Source organism: Borreliella yangtzensis (assembly GCF_014201775.1).
Taxonomy (GTDB): Bacteria; Spirochaetota; Spirochaetia; order Borreliales; family Borreliaceae; genus Borreliella; species Borreliella yangtzensis.
In genome coordinates, this window is the sequence record NZ_JACHFG010000001.1 from 388,047 (window position 1) to 406,037 (window position 17,991).

Sequence of the window (17,991 nt, forward strand, 5' to 3'; positions counted from 1 at the left end):
TTCAATAGAAGATTTGATTATTAATTTTTAGTTTTTTAATGTTAATATTTTCTTGATACTCTTTGTTTATATAATTGAAGTTGAATTTACCCCAGGGAGGATTTTTGGGTTTTTGTTTAGATTTTGCTAGTAAAGAAGATACGCAATTTAATAACATTGTGTCTATTAGTCATTTTGATTTTAAAGTGAAAATAAATTTAATTCTTGTAGTTGGGCCTATGGGAAGTGGAAAAACAGAATATGCTGCAAAAATTTATAAAGATTCTCTTGTTGTAAGAAAAAAATCTTTAAAGGTGTTGGGTAATATTATTAAAGGAAATAGGAATAGGGTTAATGTCTTTTTTATTAGAAATTTTCTTGACAAAAGGAGATTTAAGAATCATCCAGAAAATGTAATACCGTACAGAGGTGGTGGAAAGGATAAAATTGATGAAATTGGTTTTGCCAGCAGTTCTTTTGATATTGAAAACTTAATAGCTTCTAACCCTAGTTGTGGGACTTTTATTATTGATGAGGCATGTTTTTATGATGAACGTTTAATTTTTGTTTTAAATAAAATTTCGTTAAATGAGAATATTTTATTTATATTGCCCACATTGCTTTATAATTTTAGGAAAGAATCTTTTAATGATACTGCTAAACTTTTAGTAGAATATTCAGATAAAATTTATAAGCTTGGAGCTTATTGTGAGCACATTGATTGCATGGAAGAATCTTTTTTTTCGTATAGGTATTATTTTTACAACAATAAAGAAATTCCAGCTCCCTATTTTGATCCTTTGCTTATTGTTGGTGGTGATGAAGAAATTGAATCTGCTATTTACCCAAATTACGCTACAAGATGTTCAATGCATCATTATCTTGTGGGCAAGGAGTATTTTTTTTCTTTTTTAAAGCCATTTGCTTTACTGTATTCACAAGGAGATAAAGAATTTCTTGAAAATGAAATTGTAACTTTAAATGCTGATGTTGAAAATTCTAATTTTATAAATTCTTTAGATAATGAAAAAGCGTGTGAATTTAGAGCTGAAATTTTAAAAAATATTTTAGAATTACCTTTTTTAGCGGAAAGAGCTTTAATAACTCTTTTTTTAGAATATAGCATCTTGAGTAAAGATAATTTTAAAGATCTTGTTTTTAAGTTTTCTTTAAATAAGGATTATATAAATAAAATTTTTTTTTCTAAAGAGGGCAAAGAATTTTTTTAATAATAGTTCGAACTTTTTTCAAAAAATTCTTTGGTTTCGTCAATCCTTAGTAGTTCTTTTTTAATAATGTCGTAGTAATCGAACTCTTTAAGAGAAATTTTATGATATTCGTTTTCCCAGTTTGTTATTCCATCGTTTACCAGTTTAACAGACTTGTAATTTTCAAGTTTTTTATGGTATTTTAGTGCTTCATCATAGTAGTTGATAGCCATTTTATATAATTTTTTTGATTTCTCTAGATTTAAAATAATTCCATTTTTTTCTGGAGTTTTGAAAAAATATAAATTTCTTGTGTCAAATAAATCTCCCCAATATAAATTTTGCTTAACTAGGAGCAGATTTACGTGCATTTTGAAAAGAAGTTTATATTTTACCCACTGTTCTTTTGTTTCTATTTTAGTTAATGAGTATTTTGGATTTCCAAATGGATATTTTAATGCTTTTTGAAGAAAAAATATATTTTTTTTATAGTTTTCAGGTTTTTTTTTCATTTGGGTATTAAAGAGCACATACCATTGTTCTGCATAATAAAATTTAGATGATGCATTTATCTTTGCAGCTGTTACTAGTAGAAGTAAAATTAGATTGATTTGGAAAGTAACACTTTTAAAAATATAATTGATCATATGATTAATTATATTAGAATTTTATTAGATTAAAAATTTTTTTTGCATTTTTATCTAAATCACCTTTTATTGAATTGTTAATGTAAATTACATTAATTTTTTTTTCTAGTTTTTTAAATATTTTTAAATATTTAAGAGCAATTTGTTCAAAAGTTTTATATCTTTCAAGCTCAAAAAGATCACTTTGTGCTCTATATTTTTGTATTCTTTCATAAGCTGTGTTTGGGTCTGTTTCAATAAAGAATACTTTTTCAGGTAATGGAAAATTTTTATTTAATTCATATCCCAATTTTCCTTGATAGGCAATTGATGAGAATAAATAGCGGTCAGTTATTATTTTTATGGATTTTGTGTTTAAAATTTCTAATATTCCCCCCTTTTTATATAAATGGTCGTTTCGATCTGCTGCATAAAGATATGCAAATGTTGATTCTTGTAAAGGATTTTTAAAATTCATTAATTGTTCTTTTATTATTTCTCCAATTATTCCGCTTGATGGTTCTTTTGTGAAATAATATCTTGATTCATCGTTGCAAAGAGTTTTTAGTTTGTTGGTGATGCTTGTTTTTCCACTTCCATCAATTCCTTCTATGCAATAAAAGTTTTTTAATATTTTAATCACAAAAATTTTTTATTCCTTTTTTAGAGTCAGTAATTAGGTTATTGATAATTATTATATAATAAAATTATATATGAGTGTATGAATTTGGAGTTTTTGAAAAAAAAGACATTTTTATTCTTGATTTTACCATTTGTTGCTTTTATTTTAATAATTTGTTCCATTAATCTATTTGTTCAAGTTCAAATTTATTCTGCAAAGTTTTTTGTTGTAAAATATCTTGAATCAAAATTTGGCTTTAGTATTAAATATGATAAAATTTCACCATATTTTTTATCATCTATTAAAATAGACGGTTTAGAGCTAAGCTTGGATGGAAAAGATAAAATATTAATGGATGTTGTTAGAGTAGATTTAAATTTATTTAAATTAATTTTAGGTGATGAAAATATTATTTTAAATGTTTATGTTAAAGGGAGTAATTTGAATTTTGATATAAATGATTTTAGTTTATCCGATGATTTAAATTCTAACAGTGCCTATTTAAACAATGAAAATGTAATTTTAAATAAAATTTTAAACTATCTTGATAGATTAAATATTAATTTAGAGAATATTAATGTTAATATTAAGCTCAATCAGAATAATAGTTGGTTGAGTTTTAAAGTTAAAAATTTTTCCTTAAGTACCTTAGATGAAGATTTTTTATTTAGTTCTGTAGTTGATTTTAGTGCTGTTAAAAATTTAAAAATTAATTTGCCGTCTAAAAGAGTTGATGATGGAATTTTAGATTCAACTTTCTATTTCGAGGGGAAATTTAAAAAAGGTTTTGAGGATGGTTATGTTAATTTTAGTTTTTTTGAATTTAAAACAAACTATTTTTCTTTGCTTGAGCAAGGATTTCAAATAAATTATTCAAAAGGAAATTTAAAAATTTTTAATTTACAAAGGGAGAATTTAGATTTTAATTTAAGTTATGACAAATCTAATGATTTTATCCGGTTAGATGCTTTATTTTTCAATGTCAATCTTTTAGATTGGATTAAGTTAAACAAAACTTTTGAAGTTTATAAAGATTATTTTGATATAAGTTTAAATGGTCAGTTGGCATTTTCTTATGATTTTAAAGATAAAGATTTAAGATATGCAGGAATAATAGATTCTTCTTTAAATATAGATACTATAGGTAAAGAAATTCAAGGGTTACAACTTGAAATCAAAGGGAATGATGACATTGTGAGCGTTAAAAATGCTTTTTTAAAGCTTAAAAGGGGAGTTGTAAACTATAAAGGTTATTATTCTTTAAAGGACTTACTTCCAATAGGACGTCTTAACTTTAAGTCTGCAAAAATTTTAAATTTTAACGACCTAAATGGATATTTAGATTTTAAGAAAGATAAAAATATTTTTTCGGTTAAATCTAATAACTTTAGCCTTGGAAATCTTAGTTTCCAAAATTTAAATTTAAAAACTTATTTTTTAAAGGATAAAGTTTTTGTTGACTATTTGATTTACTTAGAAAATAAAAATTCTCAAATTTCTTTAAAAGGCGATCTTAATGATGAGGAACTTTCTTTAAGTTTAGGTATTAAAGAGTTTCCTTTGCTTTTTTTAAAAGAAGTTATTCCTAGTTATTACTTAATAAATCTTTTCCCCCAAACTTTATTTTCAGGTAAATATTTAAATTTAGTTTCTGATTTTAATTTTAATAAATTTGATTATCATAAAAATAGATTAAAAAAATTTAATTTCATAGTATTTTCAAAGTTAGATAATTTTAAATTCATGTTTGATGCTAGTGGGGAAAAGAATTTTTACAAATCAAACAACTTTGATTTGCAGTACAATGATTACAATTTGCATTCCAGTTTGTTTGTTGAGCTATTTGAAAGTGGGTTTAATGTTAGCACTAATTTTTCTTATTTGGATAAAAATTATCCTTTGCATTTTAATGTTAATCTTAAGAATAAGGTTATTGTTGCCGAATCTCCTCTTGGCATCAAATTAGATTTCAATTATTTCGATTCTAAAATAGTTTATACTCTTAATGTTAATGGTTTTAAGGTTTATAATAAGGCTTTTGATCTTTTAATAAATATAAATTTTCATGGAAACTATTTGATTCTTAATGACGACTTAAAATTTAAAATAGATAAATTTAATATAATAAAAGCTTCTAAAATACCCTCTTATAATTTTAATTTTGATTTTAAAGGTTTATATGAATATGGTAAATTGCATATTTTTGATGTTAAATTTATAAACAAACTTTCAAATTTGCAAGGATATGGACAATTCAATTTAAAAGATAATGTTAATGGAAGTTTAAATCTATTTTCTAGTTTAAATTCAGAACGATATTTTTTAGGGATTAATTCCGATGAACATGAAAGTTATTTTTTGCTTAAATTTCAAGATTTAGATTTTTACAATTTTAATTCTTTGTCCCTTTTAGAAGGAAAGGTTAATGGTAATTTTTTGCTAAATTTTAAAAAGAATAATTTTAAAAATTATTCTTTGAGTGGATATCTTGAAGCCGATAAATTAACTTTATTTGGCATTCCCATGCAGTTTTCTCTGAATTTAGGATTATTGGATAATAAACTTAACATATATGATATAAAAGCTAAGCGAAATAAAAAAGAGTTTCTTACTGGTAGTCTGAGATATGATTTAATCAGCTCTATAGGTGTATCTAATATGGTTTTTAATAGTGACTTGTTTTCTTATAAGCTTAATGCAAATTTTAGAAACTTTGAAAGCAGGGATGAAGAGCAATTTGGGGTTTTGAAAACTAAAACAGAGGGTGAATTTTCATTTAGGGATATTAAATATAAAAATGAGTTTTTATCTAATCTTACTATTGAATTTAGTAATGATTTTGAAAAATTTAATATGACTTCAATTGATTATGATCTTATTAATGTTTTATACCATTATGGTAGTGGAGAATATAGCTTTATTTTAAAAGATTATTTGCCTCTTAGTTTTAATTCATCAGGCAAAATAATAAAAAATAAAATTCTTGGGAATGTTAGAGATATTAAATTTGATTCAAAAATAATCACTAAAGATTTTTTAGATTCACATTCTTTATTTAATCTTGATAAGCATTTAATTCTTTATGATCTTATTTTAAATGGTGAATTTGATATTGATGGGGATTTAAATAATCCTAATATTAATGGAAGTTTAAATATTAAAAAAGGGTCAATGAGTACCGAATATTTAAGAGCTTCTAGAAAATTTGGTGGTGATAGAGCTTTAGAAGTATTCGATATGCCAGTTAAAATTAAAGATAATAAAATTATTTTTAGTAATGAGTTTAACCTAGATCGATACTCTAAGGCTTTTGTTTCTACTAGTTTAAATTTGAATTTTTTAAGTGATACTATTATTGATTATTACAAAATAGATATTAATGTGTCTGGTAGAACGGGGGCGCCTATTAAGTTTGACAAGATTGCTTTAAGCTTTACAGGTTATGCTTTAGGCAATTTCTCAATAGAAGGAAATGCTGATGAAATTATGTTTGAAGGCATTTTAAATATTTCAAATGCCTGGGTTTATTCTCTTGAAAGTTCTATTGTTGATTTATTAATAAATCCCTTTAAGCGAGCAAAAAGAGTGCAAACAAGTGATGTTAATGTTCAAGATTTTGATATTTTGACCCATCTCGAGATAAATTTTGATAGCGGGGTTACTTTTCATTGGCCAGATAGTAATATTTCATTTTTACAAGCTACTATTTCAAGAGGGGATAAGCTTGTAATAAAATCTGATACAAAAACAGATGATTTTATTCTTAAGGGGGATTTAAATATTGCAAATGGTTTTGTTAATTATAATAATAAAAAATTTGTCTTTAAAAGTGGTTCTTATATATCCTTTAATGAGAGCAGAATTAAATTTGATCCGTGGATAAAAGCAGAGGCTACAAATACTATTAAAGATAGAAATGATAAACTGCTTGTGACAATAAGTATTGATAGCCCTTTAAGTTTGTGGAAAATTGAGTTTATGTCTTATCCTTTTAGATCTGAACAGGAGATTAAATATTTGCTATCGGGTTCAACAATGGGGGGGGCTGAAGAAGAGGGGGGATTGCGATCGGCAGGGACCAATGCTGCTGAAATGGCAATTGGAATAGTAAGTGATATTGCTCTTGATTTTTTAATTCAACCCATTGAAGATTATATGCGTTCTGTATTAAACTTAGATTTGTTGAGTATAAAGACAGATATATTAAAAAATTCTATTAATAGTAATTTTTTTAAAATTGGAAATCCTACTTTTGTCGATGTTCTTGACAATACAAGCGTTAAAGTAGGGAAATATCTTGTAGAGGGTGTTTTTATTAGCGGGGGCTTTGGTTTTTTGAAAGAGCAAATGACTCCTTTTTCAAAAGATTTAAATTTTATTATTAATTTGGGTATTGAGTTTGATTCTCCATTTTTTTTGGTTAATTATGAGTTTGATTACAATTTTATGAAAAAAGGTTTAGATGGAATAGGAAATAATATAGGTATTTCTTGGAAATTTAGATATTAAATTGTTAAGAGGTTAAGATGGGTTCAATTAGAGGTTTGTTTTTTGTAAGCTTTTTAATGGTTTTTATTGTTTTTAGTTTTGGTCAAGTTGAAAATTACAAAGGGAAAATAATAAGGGGTATTAATTTTGAAGGGCTTAAAAATAAGAAAGAGTTGGATTTTGTTGATATTTTAAAGCCTTATATCGGTATAGCGTATTCTAATGAAATTTTTGATAAGTTACAAATTGATCTTTATTCCCTTGATTATTTTTTTGGGCTTATTAAACCAATGTTTAAAATAGATGGTGAGGATCTTTTTATCACATTTATTGTAAAAGAAAAATCTTTAGTTAATTCTGTTGTTTTTTCTGATAGCAGTAGAGTTTTTTGGAATAGTGAACTTGTTGAAAAGGTAAATATCAAGGTTAATGAGCCTTTAAATCTTGCAAGGGTTAATAAAGGTCTTGAAAAACTTGAAGATATGTATAAAGACATGGGATATCTTGATGTTTCTGCAAATTTTGAAATTAAAGAAGAAAAAAATTTGGTTGATATTATTTTTAATATAGTAGCTGGACCTAAATATGTTATTAAAGGTATTGACTTTGAAGGAAATTTAAGCTTTAAAAGTAGTACTTTGAGGAAATCTTTAGCATCAAGGGTAGTATCTCTTTTTTCAGATGGTAAATATTTAAAAAGTAATATTGACAAGGATAAGCGTCAACTAGAGTCTTTTTATAAAAATAATGGATATATTGATATTAAGATTATCAATAGTACTGTTGACATTAAAGATTCTCTTAAAGATTCCCAAAAATTAGAAAAGGAAGTTTTTTTGAAATATTTTATTTCAGAAGGTAATGTTTTTAAATTTGGAAAGCTTGAAATTTTTGGTAATTTAGTTTTTAGTTTGGAAGAATTAAAAAGTTTTATTACCTTTAAGGAAGGTGATATTTTTAATAATTCTAAATTTGAGCAAGACTTTACCAAAATTAAGGAAAGTTATTTTAAAGAGGGGTATATTTTTACAGAAGTTATTCCTTCGCAAAAGATAAGGGGAGAGTTTGTTGATTTTTTAATTAAAATTTTAGAAAAGGATAAAGCTCATATTGAGTCTATTACTGTTTCTAAAAATAAAAATACTGCTTCTCATGTGATACTTAGAGAGATTCCCCTTCAAGAGGGAGATGTTTTTAGTTTGGATAAATTTAAGATGGGAATGGTGAATTTACAACAGCTTGGTTATTTTTCTAATGTAGTTCCCGATATTGTTCCAAGTAATACGGAAGGACTTATGAGAATAAATTTAAACATTGAGGAACGAGCAACAAGTAATTTCGGATTTGGTATGAATTTTGGAGGCAGTTCAAATTCTTCGTTTCCGTTTTCAGTATTTGGGCAATGGGAGCTTTCTAATTTTTTGGGCGAAGGTTATTATTTTGCTGCAAGACTTAATTTATCTTTTTTAGAGCAAAGTCTTAGTTTGACATTTAGGGATAATTGGTTTTTTCAGAAAAGATGGACCGTAGGTGGATTTATAGATTTTTCACATTCTGTTAATACTGCTTATCAGGATATTAATGGGCCCATTTTTTCTGGCAAAAAGGAAGTTCCCGATCCATTTACAAGTTGGGAAGAATATCGAGATGCTAAAAGCTTTTCTGATTTTAATGCGATGAATTATTCTTTACTCAAACTTAGTTTTGGGGGATTTACAGGGTATACTTTTTCTAATTATCTTGGTAAGCAAACTCTTCTTGGTACTTTACAAACCGCTTTAAAATATGTTTTTTATGATAATGAGGTTAATAGACCTTCAAATTATTATTTAAGAGATAATTACAAAACTTTTAGATTTGAAAATTCTCTTAGTTTGAGTGCGGCTTGGGATACAAGAAATTCTACTTCTTTATCTAATAATGGATTTTTGCTTAAGCAGCAGTTTGATTTTTTCGGTGGATTTTTGTTTGGGCAGAGTCATTTCATTAAATCTGCTACAACCTTTGAGAGATATTTTTCTCTCTTAGGATATGAAGATGTATTTACTCCTTATTTTGATATTATTTTGACCTTAAGGAGCGTATATTCAAATATATTGCCTCCTCTTGGTAATGGTTTTGAAATTGAAATTCAACCCCATCATCACATATTTCTTAGTGAAAATTTTATGCAAGCTAGAGGTTGGGGAATTTTAAAAAATATTTATAGTTCTTTTGTAAATACCGTTCAAATATCTATTCCTTTATTAAAAAATATTTTAGTTTGGGATGTGTTTTTTATAGATTTTGCCTCCTATTCTTTAGAAGGACAAGAAAATTCTTTGTTTAGACCTTTTAGTAGTTTTGCTTTTAGCTGGGGAACTGGAATTAGAAGCCTTTTACCCCAGTTGCCGCTGTCTTTTGTAATAGCTTATCCTTTTTATTTTGATAATGATAAAGTTAACAGTTATTACAAATATTTTTCTGGATTTAAATTTTTCTTAGGAATTGAGATGAGATATTAATATAGTACTATGGAGAAATTTGTGTTTTTTTTGATTTTACCATTGTTTTTTTTATTGTCTTTTAATGTTTTTTCAATAGATGTTATTAAAATAGGCATTGTTGATTTTGATAGAATTGTTATTGAAGTTTTAAATCCTCAATTGAAAGCTAATCTTGATCAAATAAAAAATCGATATCAAGAACAAATAAATACATTAAATTTAGAGCTTAAGAATTTAAAACAAATGTATGATAAGTCAATTGCTGATAATGATTTAGATAATGCAAGATCTTATGGGAATCAATATAATTTGAAAGTTGATGAATTAAAGAGGGTGTCTAGTTTAGCAAAAAATAATTTAGAACAGCAAAGATTGGCCAATATTAATAGTTTAAATAATAATAGTGAATCTTTAAGCAAAATACTTCGTGGTATTCAATATGTTGCAGAAATTAATGGGTTTTCCTTGATTATGAAAAAAAATAATCCGTACATTCTTTATCATAACAGCACTGTTGATATAACAGACAATGTTGTTAAGCATCTTTTGGAAAAGGACAATAAAAATCCTTAAAATTTTTCCTTATTTTTAAATTTTTCATTTTTAAATATTTTTTTAAGTATTAAAGATTTTAAATTTTTTTTATTTTTTTTAAATTGAAAATTTTTTGTAGATGTTTTTAAATTAATTTAATTTAAAACAACAGACTTATTAACAGCCAGATTGTTTTTAATTTCATAAAACATTGTTTTTAAGGCCTTTTTTTGCTTTATATTCTTTTTTTAAATTGAATTATATTTGTTTTATAATATCAATTATAATTCAATATTATTTAGGAATCATATGGACAAAAATATTACCCCAATGATGAGGCAGTACTTAGATATCAAAAAAAAATATAAAGATGCAATAATTTTTTTTAGAGTAGGAAGTTTTTATGAAATGTTTTTTGACGATGCAATTGAGGCAAGTAAGCTTCTTAATTTGACATTGACAAAAAGAGAAAATGTTCCAATGTGTGGAGTGCCTTACCATACTAGTAGAGAATATATAAGAAAATTAATTTTATTTGATAAAAAGGTTGCAATTTGTGAACAAGCGTCTAATTCTACTTCTGGGGGGCCTTTAGAAAGAGAGGTTGTTGAGGTAATAACCCCGGGTGTTATTATTGATGAAGATTTTTTAAATGATGATGTTAATAATTATTTAGTTGCTATTAGTGATTATAATAATTATTATTCGTTTTCTTATATAGATTTGTCTACTTCTAGTCTTGGAGTAATGTTTTATGAGGATAGCTTTTTTGAAAAACTTAAAAGAGATCTTGAGAAATACTCTCCTAAAGAGATTATAGTTTCTGAAAATTTTTATTATGAGTATTTAGATAAGCTTAATCTTAATCGATTTTTAATTAACAAAGTGCCCAACTGGCACCTTGATAAGGATGTTGCAATAAAAACGATAAAGGAGCATTTTAACATACTTGGATTGAGCTCTCTTGGATTTGATGAAGAAAAGCCTTACTACATTTCAATTTTTTTGATTATAAATCATATAAAAAATAATTTAAAAAATTTATTAAGTAATATTGATAAAATAGATATTAATAATGATTCTTCGTATATGTTTCTTGATGATGTAACCCAAGTTAATCTTGAACTTGTAAAAAACAATAATGATTTTTCTTCTCAATATTCGCTATTTTCTGTGTTAAATGATTGTAAAACCGCAATGGGAAAAAGACTTTTGCGGGAGTTTATTTTAAATCCAATTTTAAATATTTCTGAAATTAATACTAGGCTAGATCATGTTGAATTTTTTTGCAAAAATATTGGCTTAACTGTGACTTTAAGAGAAACTTTTATTAATATATGGGATATTGAGAGAATAATATCTAGAATTCAGATGAAAAGATATATTAAAAAAGATTTTTTATTTATTGAAAAAGCCCTTTCTGTATTTTTTTCGGTAAAAAAATTATTTGATAAGCATAATTTTGATTATTGGATTTTTGATAAGTTTGAAGAGGAGAGTGTCTCTAAAGTTTATTTTTTGATAAATAGTTCAATTTCAAGCTCATCTGATGAACTTATTAAAAGAGGTTATGATTTAAAGCTTGATAGTTTGAAAGATTTGAAGATTAATGCAAATAAATATATTGATGAATATCTTGAATCGGAGAGGTTGTTTAGCAAGATCAATAATTTAAAGATTAGAAAAACTAATAATAGAGGGCTATTTTTTGAAGTTACAAAGAGTAATTATGCCCAAGTGCCATCCCATTTTATAGAAAGTCAAACTTTAAATTCTGCAAAAAGATATAAAACAGAAAAACTTATTTCTCTTGAAGTTGATATTAATAATGCTGAAGACAATGTAGTTGCTTTTGAGCAGGAAATTTTTGATGAAATAGCATCAAATGTTGTTAAGCATAATAAAGTTCTTAAAAAGGTTTCAGAGTTTTTTGCATATATTGATTTAGTTGTTAATTTTGGTTATTTGGCAAAAAAAAATGAATATAAAAGACCTGTGTTGACAGGCGATAAAGAAATATTTCTTGAAAAGTCTCGTCATCCTGTCGTTGAACACTATGTGAAAAACACCGAAATCTTTACTGAAAATTTTGTAAGAATTGATAAAGAAAGGCATTTTTGTTTGATTACTGGTCCTAATATGGCGGGTAAATCAACTTATTTGCGCCAGGTGGCTTTAATTACTTTGATGGCACACATAGGCTCTTTTGTGCCAGCTTCTAAGGCTATAATAGGTATTACAGATAAAATTTTTTGTAGAATTGGAGCAAGTGACAATATTGCCAAAGGGGAATCCACTTTTTTGGTTGAAATGAACGAAACGGCTAATATTTTAAGAAATGCAACAGAAAAGAGTTTAATAATTATGGATGAAGTTGGAAGAGGTACTAGTACAAATGATGGACTTGCTATTGCTTATTCTATTATAGAATACATTTTAGAGCATATTAAAGCTAGAAGTTTGTTTGCCACGCATTTTCATGAACTATCGGCTATTAATCATAAAGCTTTTATTAATCTTTCCATGAAAATTGAAAAGCAGGGTAATGATCTTATCTTCTTAAGAGAAGTTGAAGAAAAACCATCTCTTAATTCTTACGGAATTTACGTTGCTCGCATAGCGGGACTTCCCTTAAGGGTAGTAAATAGGGCTAATATCATCTTAGAAAGTTTGCTTGCTCGAAAGGATAGTTCTTGTTTAGAATTTCTTCCTTATGGTTCTACTGATGGATATGATAAAGAGGTTTTGAAAAATGATACTGATGTTCATGTTAAATTGAATGAGTATTTAGAGTTGAAAAATTTTATTTCTAATATAGATATTAATAATATTACCCCTTTTCAATCAATTGAGCTGCTAAACCAAATTATTTTAAAGGTTGTTTCTCAGTCTAGTTAGTATGAGCTATTTAAATGTTTTAAAAAGTATATTTTTGCCTTTTTGTGTTTTTTGTGGAAAAAGATATGTATCTTCTAATGCTCTTTGTGATCAATGTAAATCGATTTTTAATTTTAAAATTCAATTTGATGAAAATTTGATTTATTTTTTTGAATATAAAGAACATTATAAATCTTTAATTTTGTCTTATAAAGATGGTCAAAAATCAATTGGTAGATTTTTAGCAAGTGAAATTGCTAAATTTTTGAGCAATATTGAATTTGATCAAATAGTAACTGTTCCTTGTAGCTTTAAAAGAAAATTATTTTATGGTTTTGATCACATGGAATATATTGGAATTTTATTAAGCCGTTTTGGTTTTGATTATATAAATGTTTTTTCAAGAAAGTATGGGAAAAGTCAAAAGTTAGTGAGAGGAAATCTCAGATTTAGAAATCTTGAAAATAAAATTAAATTAAAATCAAAGTACAAAAATTTTAAATTTAAAAAGATTGTTTTGCTTGATGATATTGTTACTACAGGAACATCTATGTGTATTTGTGAAAATCTTATTGTAGAATTTGGAGCTTATAAGGTGATGAGGTTTTCATTGGCCAAATCTTATAATTTAGTTTAATATTGACATTATTTTTTCTAAGTGTTAACCTTGATTTAAGGTTTAGTTATGTATTTAATAAGGTTCTTTTTAAAAGAACCTTATTATTTTTAGGAATGTAGTTGATTGAGCGTTTTGACAAAAATAATGAAGTTTATAATTTGATAAAAAATTTAACAGAATGTGCAAATATTGAAATATTAGAAATTAATATTTTTAAAAACAAAAGTATTGGAAAAATTCAAATAGTTCTTTATAGTAAAAGTTTTTCTTTAGGCGTTGATTTGCTTACTGATTTGCACAAAATAATTTTATTAATTTTGGAAGCAAATCTTAAATATAGTTTTACCTTAGAACTTTCTACTCCAGGAATAAATAGAAAAATAAAAAGTGGCAGGGAGTTTCAAATTTTTGAAGGTAGAAAGATTAAGTTGATGCTAGATAATGAATTTGAAGAAGGTTTAATATTAAAATCTAAATCAAAAAGTTTTATTTTTAAAACAGATAGCAAAGAATTAAATGTTTTTTATAGTGATGTTAAAAAGGCTAAATTAGTTTAAGGAGGAAGTTTGGATGATAAAGGGCACGGGACATATGATTGTAAGCATTGCAAATGATCGCAGTATGAGCATAGATTCTATTAGAAAAACAATTAAAGAATCAGTATTGATAGCTTATAAAAAGTATTTTGGAAGTAATGAGAATGCTTTTGTTAAATTTGATGATGATACGGGAGATTTGATAGTTTATGCAAAAAAGAAAATTGTGGAAGATGTAAAAGATTCTTTGCTTGAAGTATTAGAAAAAGATATCTCAAAAGAAAATTTTGTAGAAGATGGTTATGCTTATATTGAAATTAATCCCAAGGTTTTTGATAGACTTTCTATTCAGGTTGCAAAGCAAAGAACTAAAAATGATTTGCAAGGAATTGAGGATAATGAAATTTTATCAGAATTTAAAAGCAAGTTAAATAAAGTTGTTATTGGCTATGTTCAGCAAAATAGAAATGGGGATCTTTATGTTAATCTTGGCAATACGGATGGTATAATTCCCAAGAAGTATCAATCACCAAGAGAAGTTTACAATCTTAATGATAAGATTAGAGTTTTAGTTTATAATGTCAAAAAGGGTAAAAATGGTATTGAAGTTATTCTTTCTAGAACCCATCCAAAATTTATTGAAGAGCTTTTAGCACTTGAAATTCCTGAAATTGAAGAAGGTATTATTAAGATTCATAAAATAGTTCGTGATCCGGGTTACAGAATTAAAGTTGCTGTTTATTCTGAAAAAGAAGAAATTGATCCTGTTGGGCCTTGTATAGGGCAAAAAGGAGTCAGAATTCAATCTATAATTAAGGAGCTTGAAGGAGAAAAAATCGATATTATCCCTTATAGTAAAGATATTAAGGAATTCATAAAGGATTCTTTGACCCCTTCAAAGATAGAGCATGTTTATATTCTTGACGAGGATTTGCATAAGGCTTTAGTAGTTGTTAGCGATGATCAACTTTCCCTTGCTATAGGTAAAATGGGTCAAAATGTTAGACTTGCTAATAGACTTCTTGATTGGGCTATTGATGTTAAAACTAGTAGTCAATTTGCAGCAATGAAAGCTAATTCGGAGTTTAAGCAAGAAACTCTTGAAATGTTTGATAAAGTTATGCAAGATGTTGTTGAAGAGGAACAATTTGAAGAGATTAGCAAAATAAGTGATCTTAAATTACTTGATTCTTCTGTAATTTCTAATTTATCAAAAGAAGGGCTTAATGATATTAACAATTTTTTACAAGCAGATGAGGGAGTGCTTTTTAATCTTGGGGTAAGTTATGAAAAACAAGAAGAAATTAACAAAATATTAAAAGAGGGAATGATAATAATTGCTAATGATAATGATGAGTCTATAGGAAAGGTTGAAGAAGATGAAGAACTTCTTTGTCCCGAATGTGGTGTTGTTATTAATGAAAATATGACCTCCTGTCCGGGTTGTAAAATAGGGCTTAGTTTTGAGTTTGAGGAGGAGTAAGTTTGTCGACAAATATTGATGATATTAAAAATGACGATGGTAAAAAAATTAAGATTATTAAGTTAAGAAAGAAGGTAGTAAAGATTGTAACGCATAACGATTCAGGCGGTAAAAATAATTCAAATAATTCTATTGATTTACATAAGCACAGCAACAAGTCTGAATATTCACAAAACAGAGATAGTAGAACTGGTGGGTATTCGCAAAATAGAGATAACAGGACTGGTGGATATTCACAAAATAGAGACAGTAGAGCTGGTGGATATTCACAAAATAGAGACAATAGAGCTGGTGGATATTCACAAAATAGAGACAGTAGAGCTGGTGGGCATTTTCAAAACAGAGATAACAGAACTGGTGGATATTTACAAAATAGAGGTAGCAGAATTGGTGGATATTCACAAAATAGAGATAACAGAACTGGTGGGCATTTTCAAAACAGAGACAATTTGGGTTCGCAATATCAAGATTCAACAAAGAAGGCATATGTTGCCAAAAATAACTCTCAAAGTAAATATACCACCCCTGTATCTTTTAGAAGACTTATAAAAACCAAGGTTCCTTCTATTGTTAGCAGTGCTCCTTCAGCAGATTCTGAGAATAGCAAAGAGTTAAATCGTAAGCTTGGTGAGAAGAAAAAACAACAACAAGAAAGTCAAAAAAGTTATAAGAGAAAAAAAGCAGAAACTGAGAGCAAAACAATTGAACAAAAGGTTTTTGATCAACTTCAAAAAAAGAAAAGAGAAAATTTAGCTAACCCAATTCCAAAATCAATTGACATTATGGGTAGCATCACTGTTTCTGATCTTGCAAGAAAGATGAATTTAAAATCTTCCGATTTAATTGCTAAATTAATGGCTTTAGGTGTAATGGTGACTATTAATGAAAAGATAGATTCTGATACGGCAACTATTTTAGTTGAAGAATATGGATCAAAGGTTAATGTTGTTTCTATTTATGATGAAACGGTTATAGAAGAAGAAGTAGAAGATCATAGTAAAAGCATTGAAAAGCCCCCTGTTATTACAATAATGGGTCATGTTGATCATGGTAAAACCAGGCTACTTTCTGTGCTTCAAAACATAGATATAAATCAAACAGAGTCCGGTGGCATTACTCAGCATATTGGGGCTTATACTATTGTTTATAATGACCGAGAAATAACATTTTTAGATACTCCTGGCCATGAAGCTTTTACTATGATGAGAAGTCGTGGAGCTCAAGTTACAGATATTGTTGTTCTTGTTGTGTCAGCAATTGATGGTGTTATGCCGCAAACTATTGAGGCTATTAATCATGCAAAAGAAGCAAATGTTCCGATTATTGTTGCTATAAATAAAATTGATTTACCAGATTCAAATCCCGATAAAATTAAACATCAGCTTTCAGAATACGACTTGGTACCTGAAGATTGGGGGGGAGACACTATTTTTGTGTTGATTTCTGCTCTTAAAAATATAGGGATTTCTGAACTTCTTGATATGATTCTTTTGCAGTCAGATATGATGTTATTAAAGGCAAACCCATCTAAAAGAGCTATTGGAAAAGTTCTTGATGCCAAAATTGATTTGGGGCGCGGAATAGTTTGTTCTGTTATTATTGAAAATGGAACCCTTTATGTCGGAGATTCTTTTGTAGGCGGCGCGTGCTATGGTAAAGTTAAGGCATTAATTAGCGATAAGGGTGTTTCTGTTAAGAGCGTTGGACCCGCTAAAGCTATTAGTGTTTTGGGATTTTCTTCAATGCCTCAAGCTGGAGATCCTTTTCAAGTAACGAAAACTGAAAAAGAAGCAAAATTGATTAGTTCTAAAAGACAAGATCTTAAAAAGTATGAATCTTCTAAAAATGTAAAGAAAGTTACGATGTTAAATCTTTATGATTCAATCAAAGAAGGAACACTTAAGGAGCTTAAAATAATTTTAAAAGCAGATGTTCAAGGTTCAGTTGAGGCTTTAAAAAATTCTCTTGAAAAATTAACAAACGATGAAGTTAGAGTAAGAGTTGTGCATTCATCAGCGGGTGTAATAACTGAAACAGATATTAGCTTTGCTTCAGCAAGCGATGCTATTGTCATTGGATTTCATGTGAGACCCACTGTAAAAGCCCAGATACTCGCAGATCAGGAAAAAGTTGAAATTAGAAAGTATAATGTTATTTATGATGCTATAAGTGATGTTAAATCAGTTCTTGAGGGTTTGCTTGAACCAGATATTGAACAGCAATTTATTGGATTTGCTGAGGTGAGGGCTGTAATCAATGTTCCTAAAGTTGGGGTAATAGCTGGTTGTTATGTCTCTCAAGGCTTAATAAAACGAGATGCGATTACTAATGTGATGAGGGATGGTTTACAAATTCATTCTGGTAAAATTTCATCTTTAAAGCGATTTAAGGATGATGTTAAAGAAGTTGCTGAGCAATATGAGTGTGGAATTATGATTGATAATTATGCTAATATTAAAGAAGGAGATGTAATTGAAGCATTTGAGGTAAAAAAGATAAGAAAATCTTTTAAAACTTAGTATTGTTTTATTTA

11 protein-coding genes are annotated in these 17,991 nt (G+C 27.2%); 9 read left to right on the plus strand and 2 right to left on the minus strand.

Annotated elements, in window-relative coordinates:
- Positions 1–104: 104 nt before the first annotated feature.
- Positions 105–1,208, plus strand: coding sequence for a thymidine kinase (locus HNP68_RS01915; protein ID WP_183219855.1), 1,104 nt, complete (start codon positions 105–107; stop codon positions 1,206–1,208).
- Here the strand turns inward: HNP68_RS01915 and HNP68_RS01920 are convergent.
- Positions 1,205–1,834: a hypothetical protein gene (locus HNP68_RS01920; RefSeq protein ID WP_183219857.1), complete on the minus strand. Its 630-nt coding sequence runs from the start codon at positions 1,832–1,834 to the stop codon at positions 1,205–1,207. The genes HNP68_RS01915 and HNP68_RS01920 overlap by 4 nt on opposite strands.
- A gap of 13 nt (positions 1,835–1,847) precedes the next feature.
- Positions 1,848–2,456, minus strand: a complete 609-nt coding sequence (tmk, locus tag HNP68_RS01925) for a dTMP kinase (protein ID WP_183219859.1) — start codon at positions 2,454–2,456, stop codon at positions 1,848–1,850.
- A gap of 78 nt (positions 2,457–2,534) precedes the next feature.
- Between tmk and HNP68_RS01930 the strand changes: the two genes are divergently transcribed.
- From HNP68_RS01930 to infB, 8 genes are all read left to right on the plus strand, one after another.
- Positions 2,535–6,944, plus strand: coding sequence for a translocation/assembly module TamB domain-containing protein (locus tag HNP68_RS01930; RefSeq protein ID WP_183219869.1), 4,410 nt, complete (start codon positions 2,535–2,537; stop codon positions 6,942–6,944).
- A 17-nt stretch (positions 6,945–6,961) separates the two neighbouring features.
- Positions 6,962–9,427, plus strand: coding sequence for an outer membrane protein assembly factor BamA (gene bamA / locus HNP68_RS01935; RefSeq protein ID WP_183219871.1), 2,466 nt, complete (start codon positions 6,962–6,964; stop codon positions 9,425–9,427).
- 21 nt (positions 9,428–9,448) lie between these two features.
- On the plus strand, positions 9,449–9,982 hold the full coding sequence (locus HNP68_RS01940) for an OmpH family outer membrane protein (RefSeq protein ID WP_183219873.1): 534 nt from the start codon (positions 9,449–9,451) through the stop codon (positions 9,980–9,982).
- A 270-nt stretch (positions 9,983–10,252) separates the two neighbouring features.
- Positions 10,253–12,841, plus strand: coding sequence for a DNA mismatch repair protein MutS (mutS, locus tag HNP68_RS01945; RefSeq protein ID WP_183219875.1), 2,589 nt, complete (start codon positions 10,253–10,255; stop codon positions 12,839–12,841).
- A 1-nt stretch (position 12,842) separates the two neighbouring features.
- Positions 12,843–13,457, plus strand: coding sequence for a type I phosphoribosyltransferase (locus HNP68_RS01950; RefSeq protein WP_183219877.1), 615 nt, complete (start codon positions 12,843–12,845; stop codon positions 13,455–13,457).
- A 101-nt stretch (positions 13,458–13,558) separates the two neighbouring features.
- A complete protein-coding gene (rimP, locus tag HNP68_RS01955; RefSeq protein ID WP_183219879.1) occupies positions 13,559–13,996 on the plus strand; it encodes a ribosome maturation factor RimP in 438 nt (145 codons plus the stop codon).
- Positions 13,997–14,009: 13 nt separating this feature from the next.
- A complete protein-coding gene (nusA, locus tag HNP68_RS01960; RefSeq protein WP_183219881.1) occupies positions 14,010–15,458 on the plus strand; it encodes a transcription termination factor NusA in 1,449 nt (482 codons plus the stop codon).
- Between the two features lie 2 nt (positions 15,459–15,460).
- Positions 15,461–17,977 carry a translation initiation factor IF-2 gene (gene infB, locus HNP68_RS01965; RefSeq protein ID WP_183219883.1) on the plus strand — a complete coding sequence of 839 codons (2,517 nt, stop codon included), beginning with the start codon at positions 15,461–15,463 and terminating at the stop codon, positions 17,975–17,977.
- Positions 17,978–17,991 lie beyond the last annotated feature (14 nt).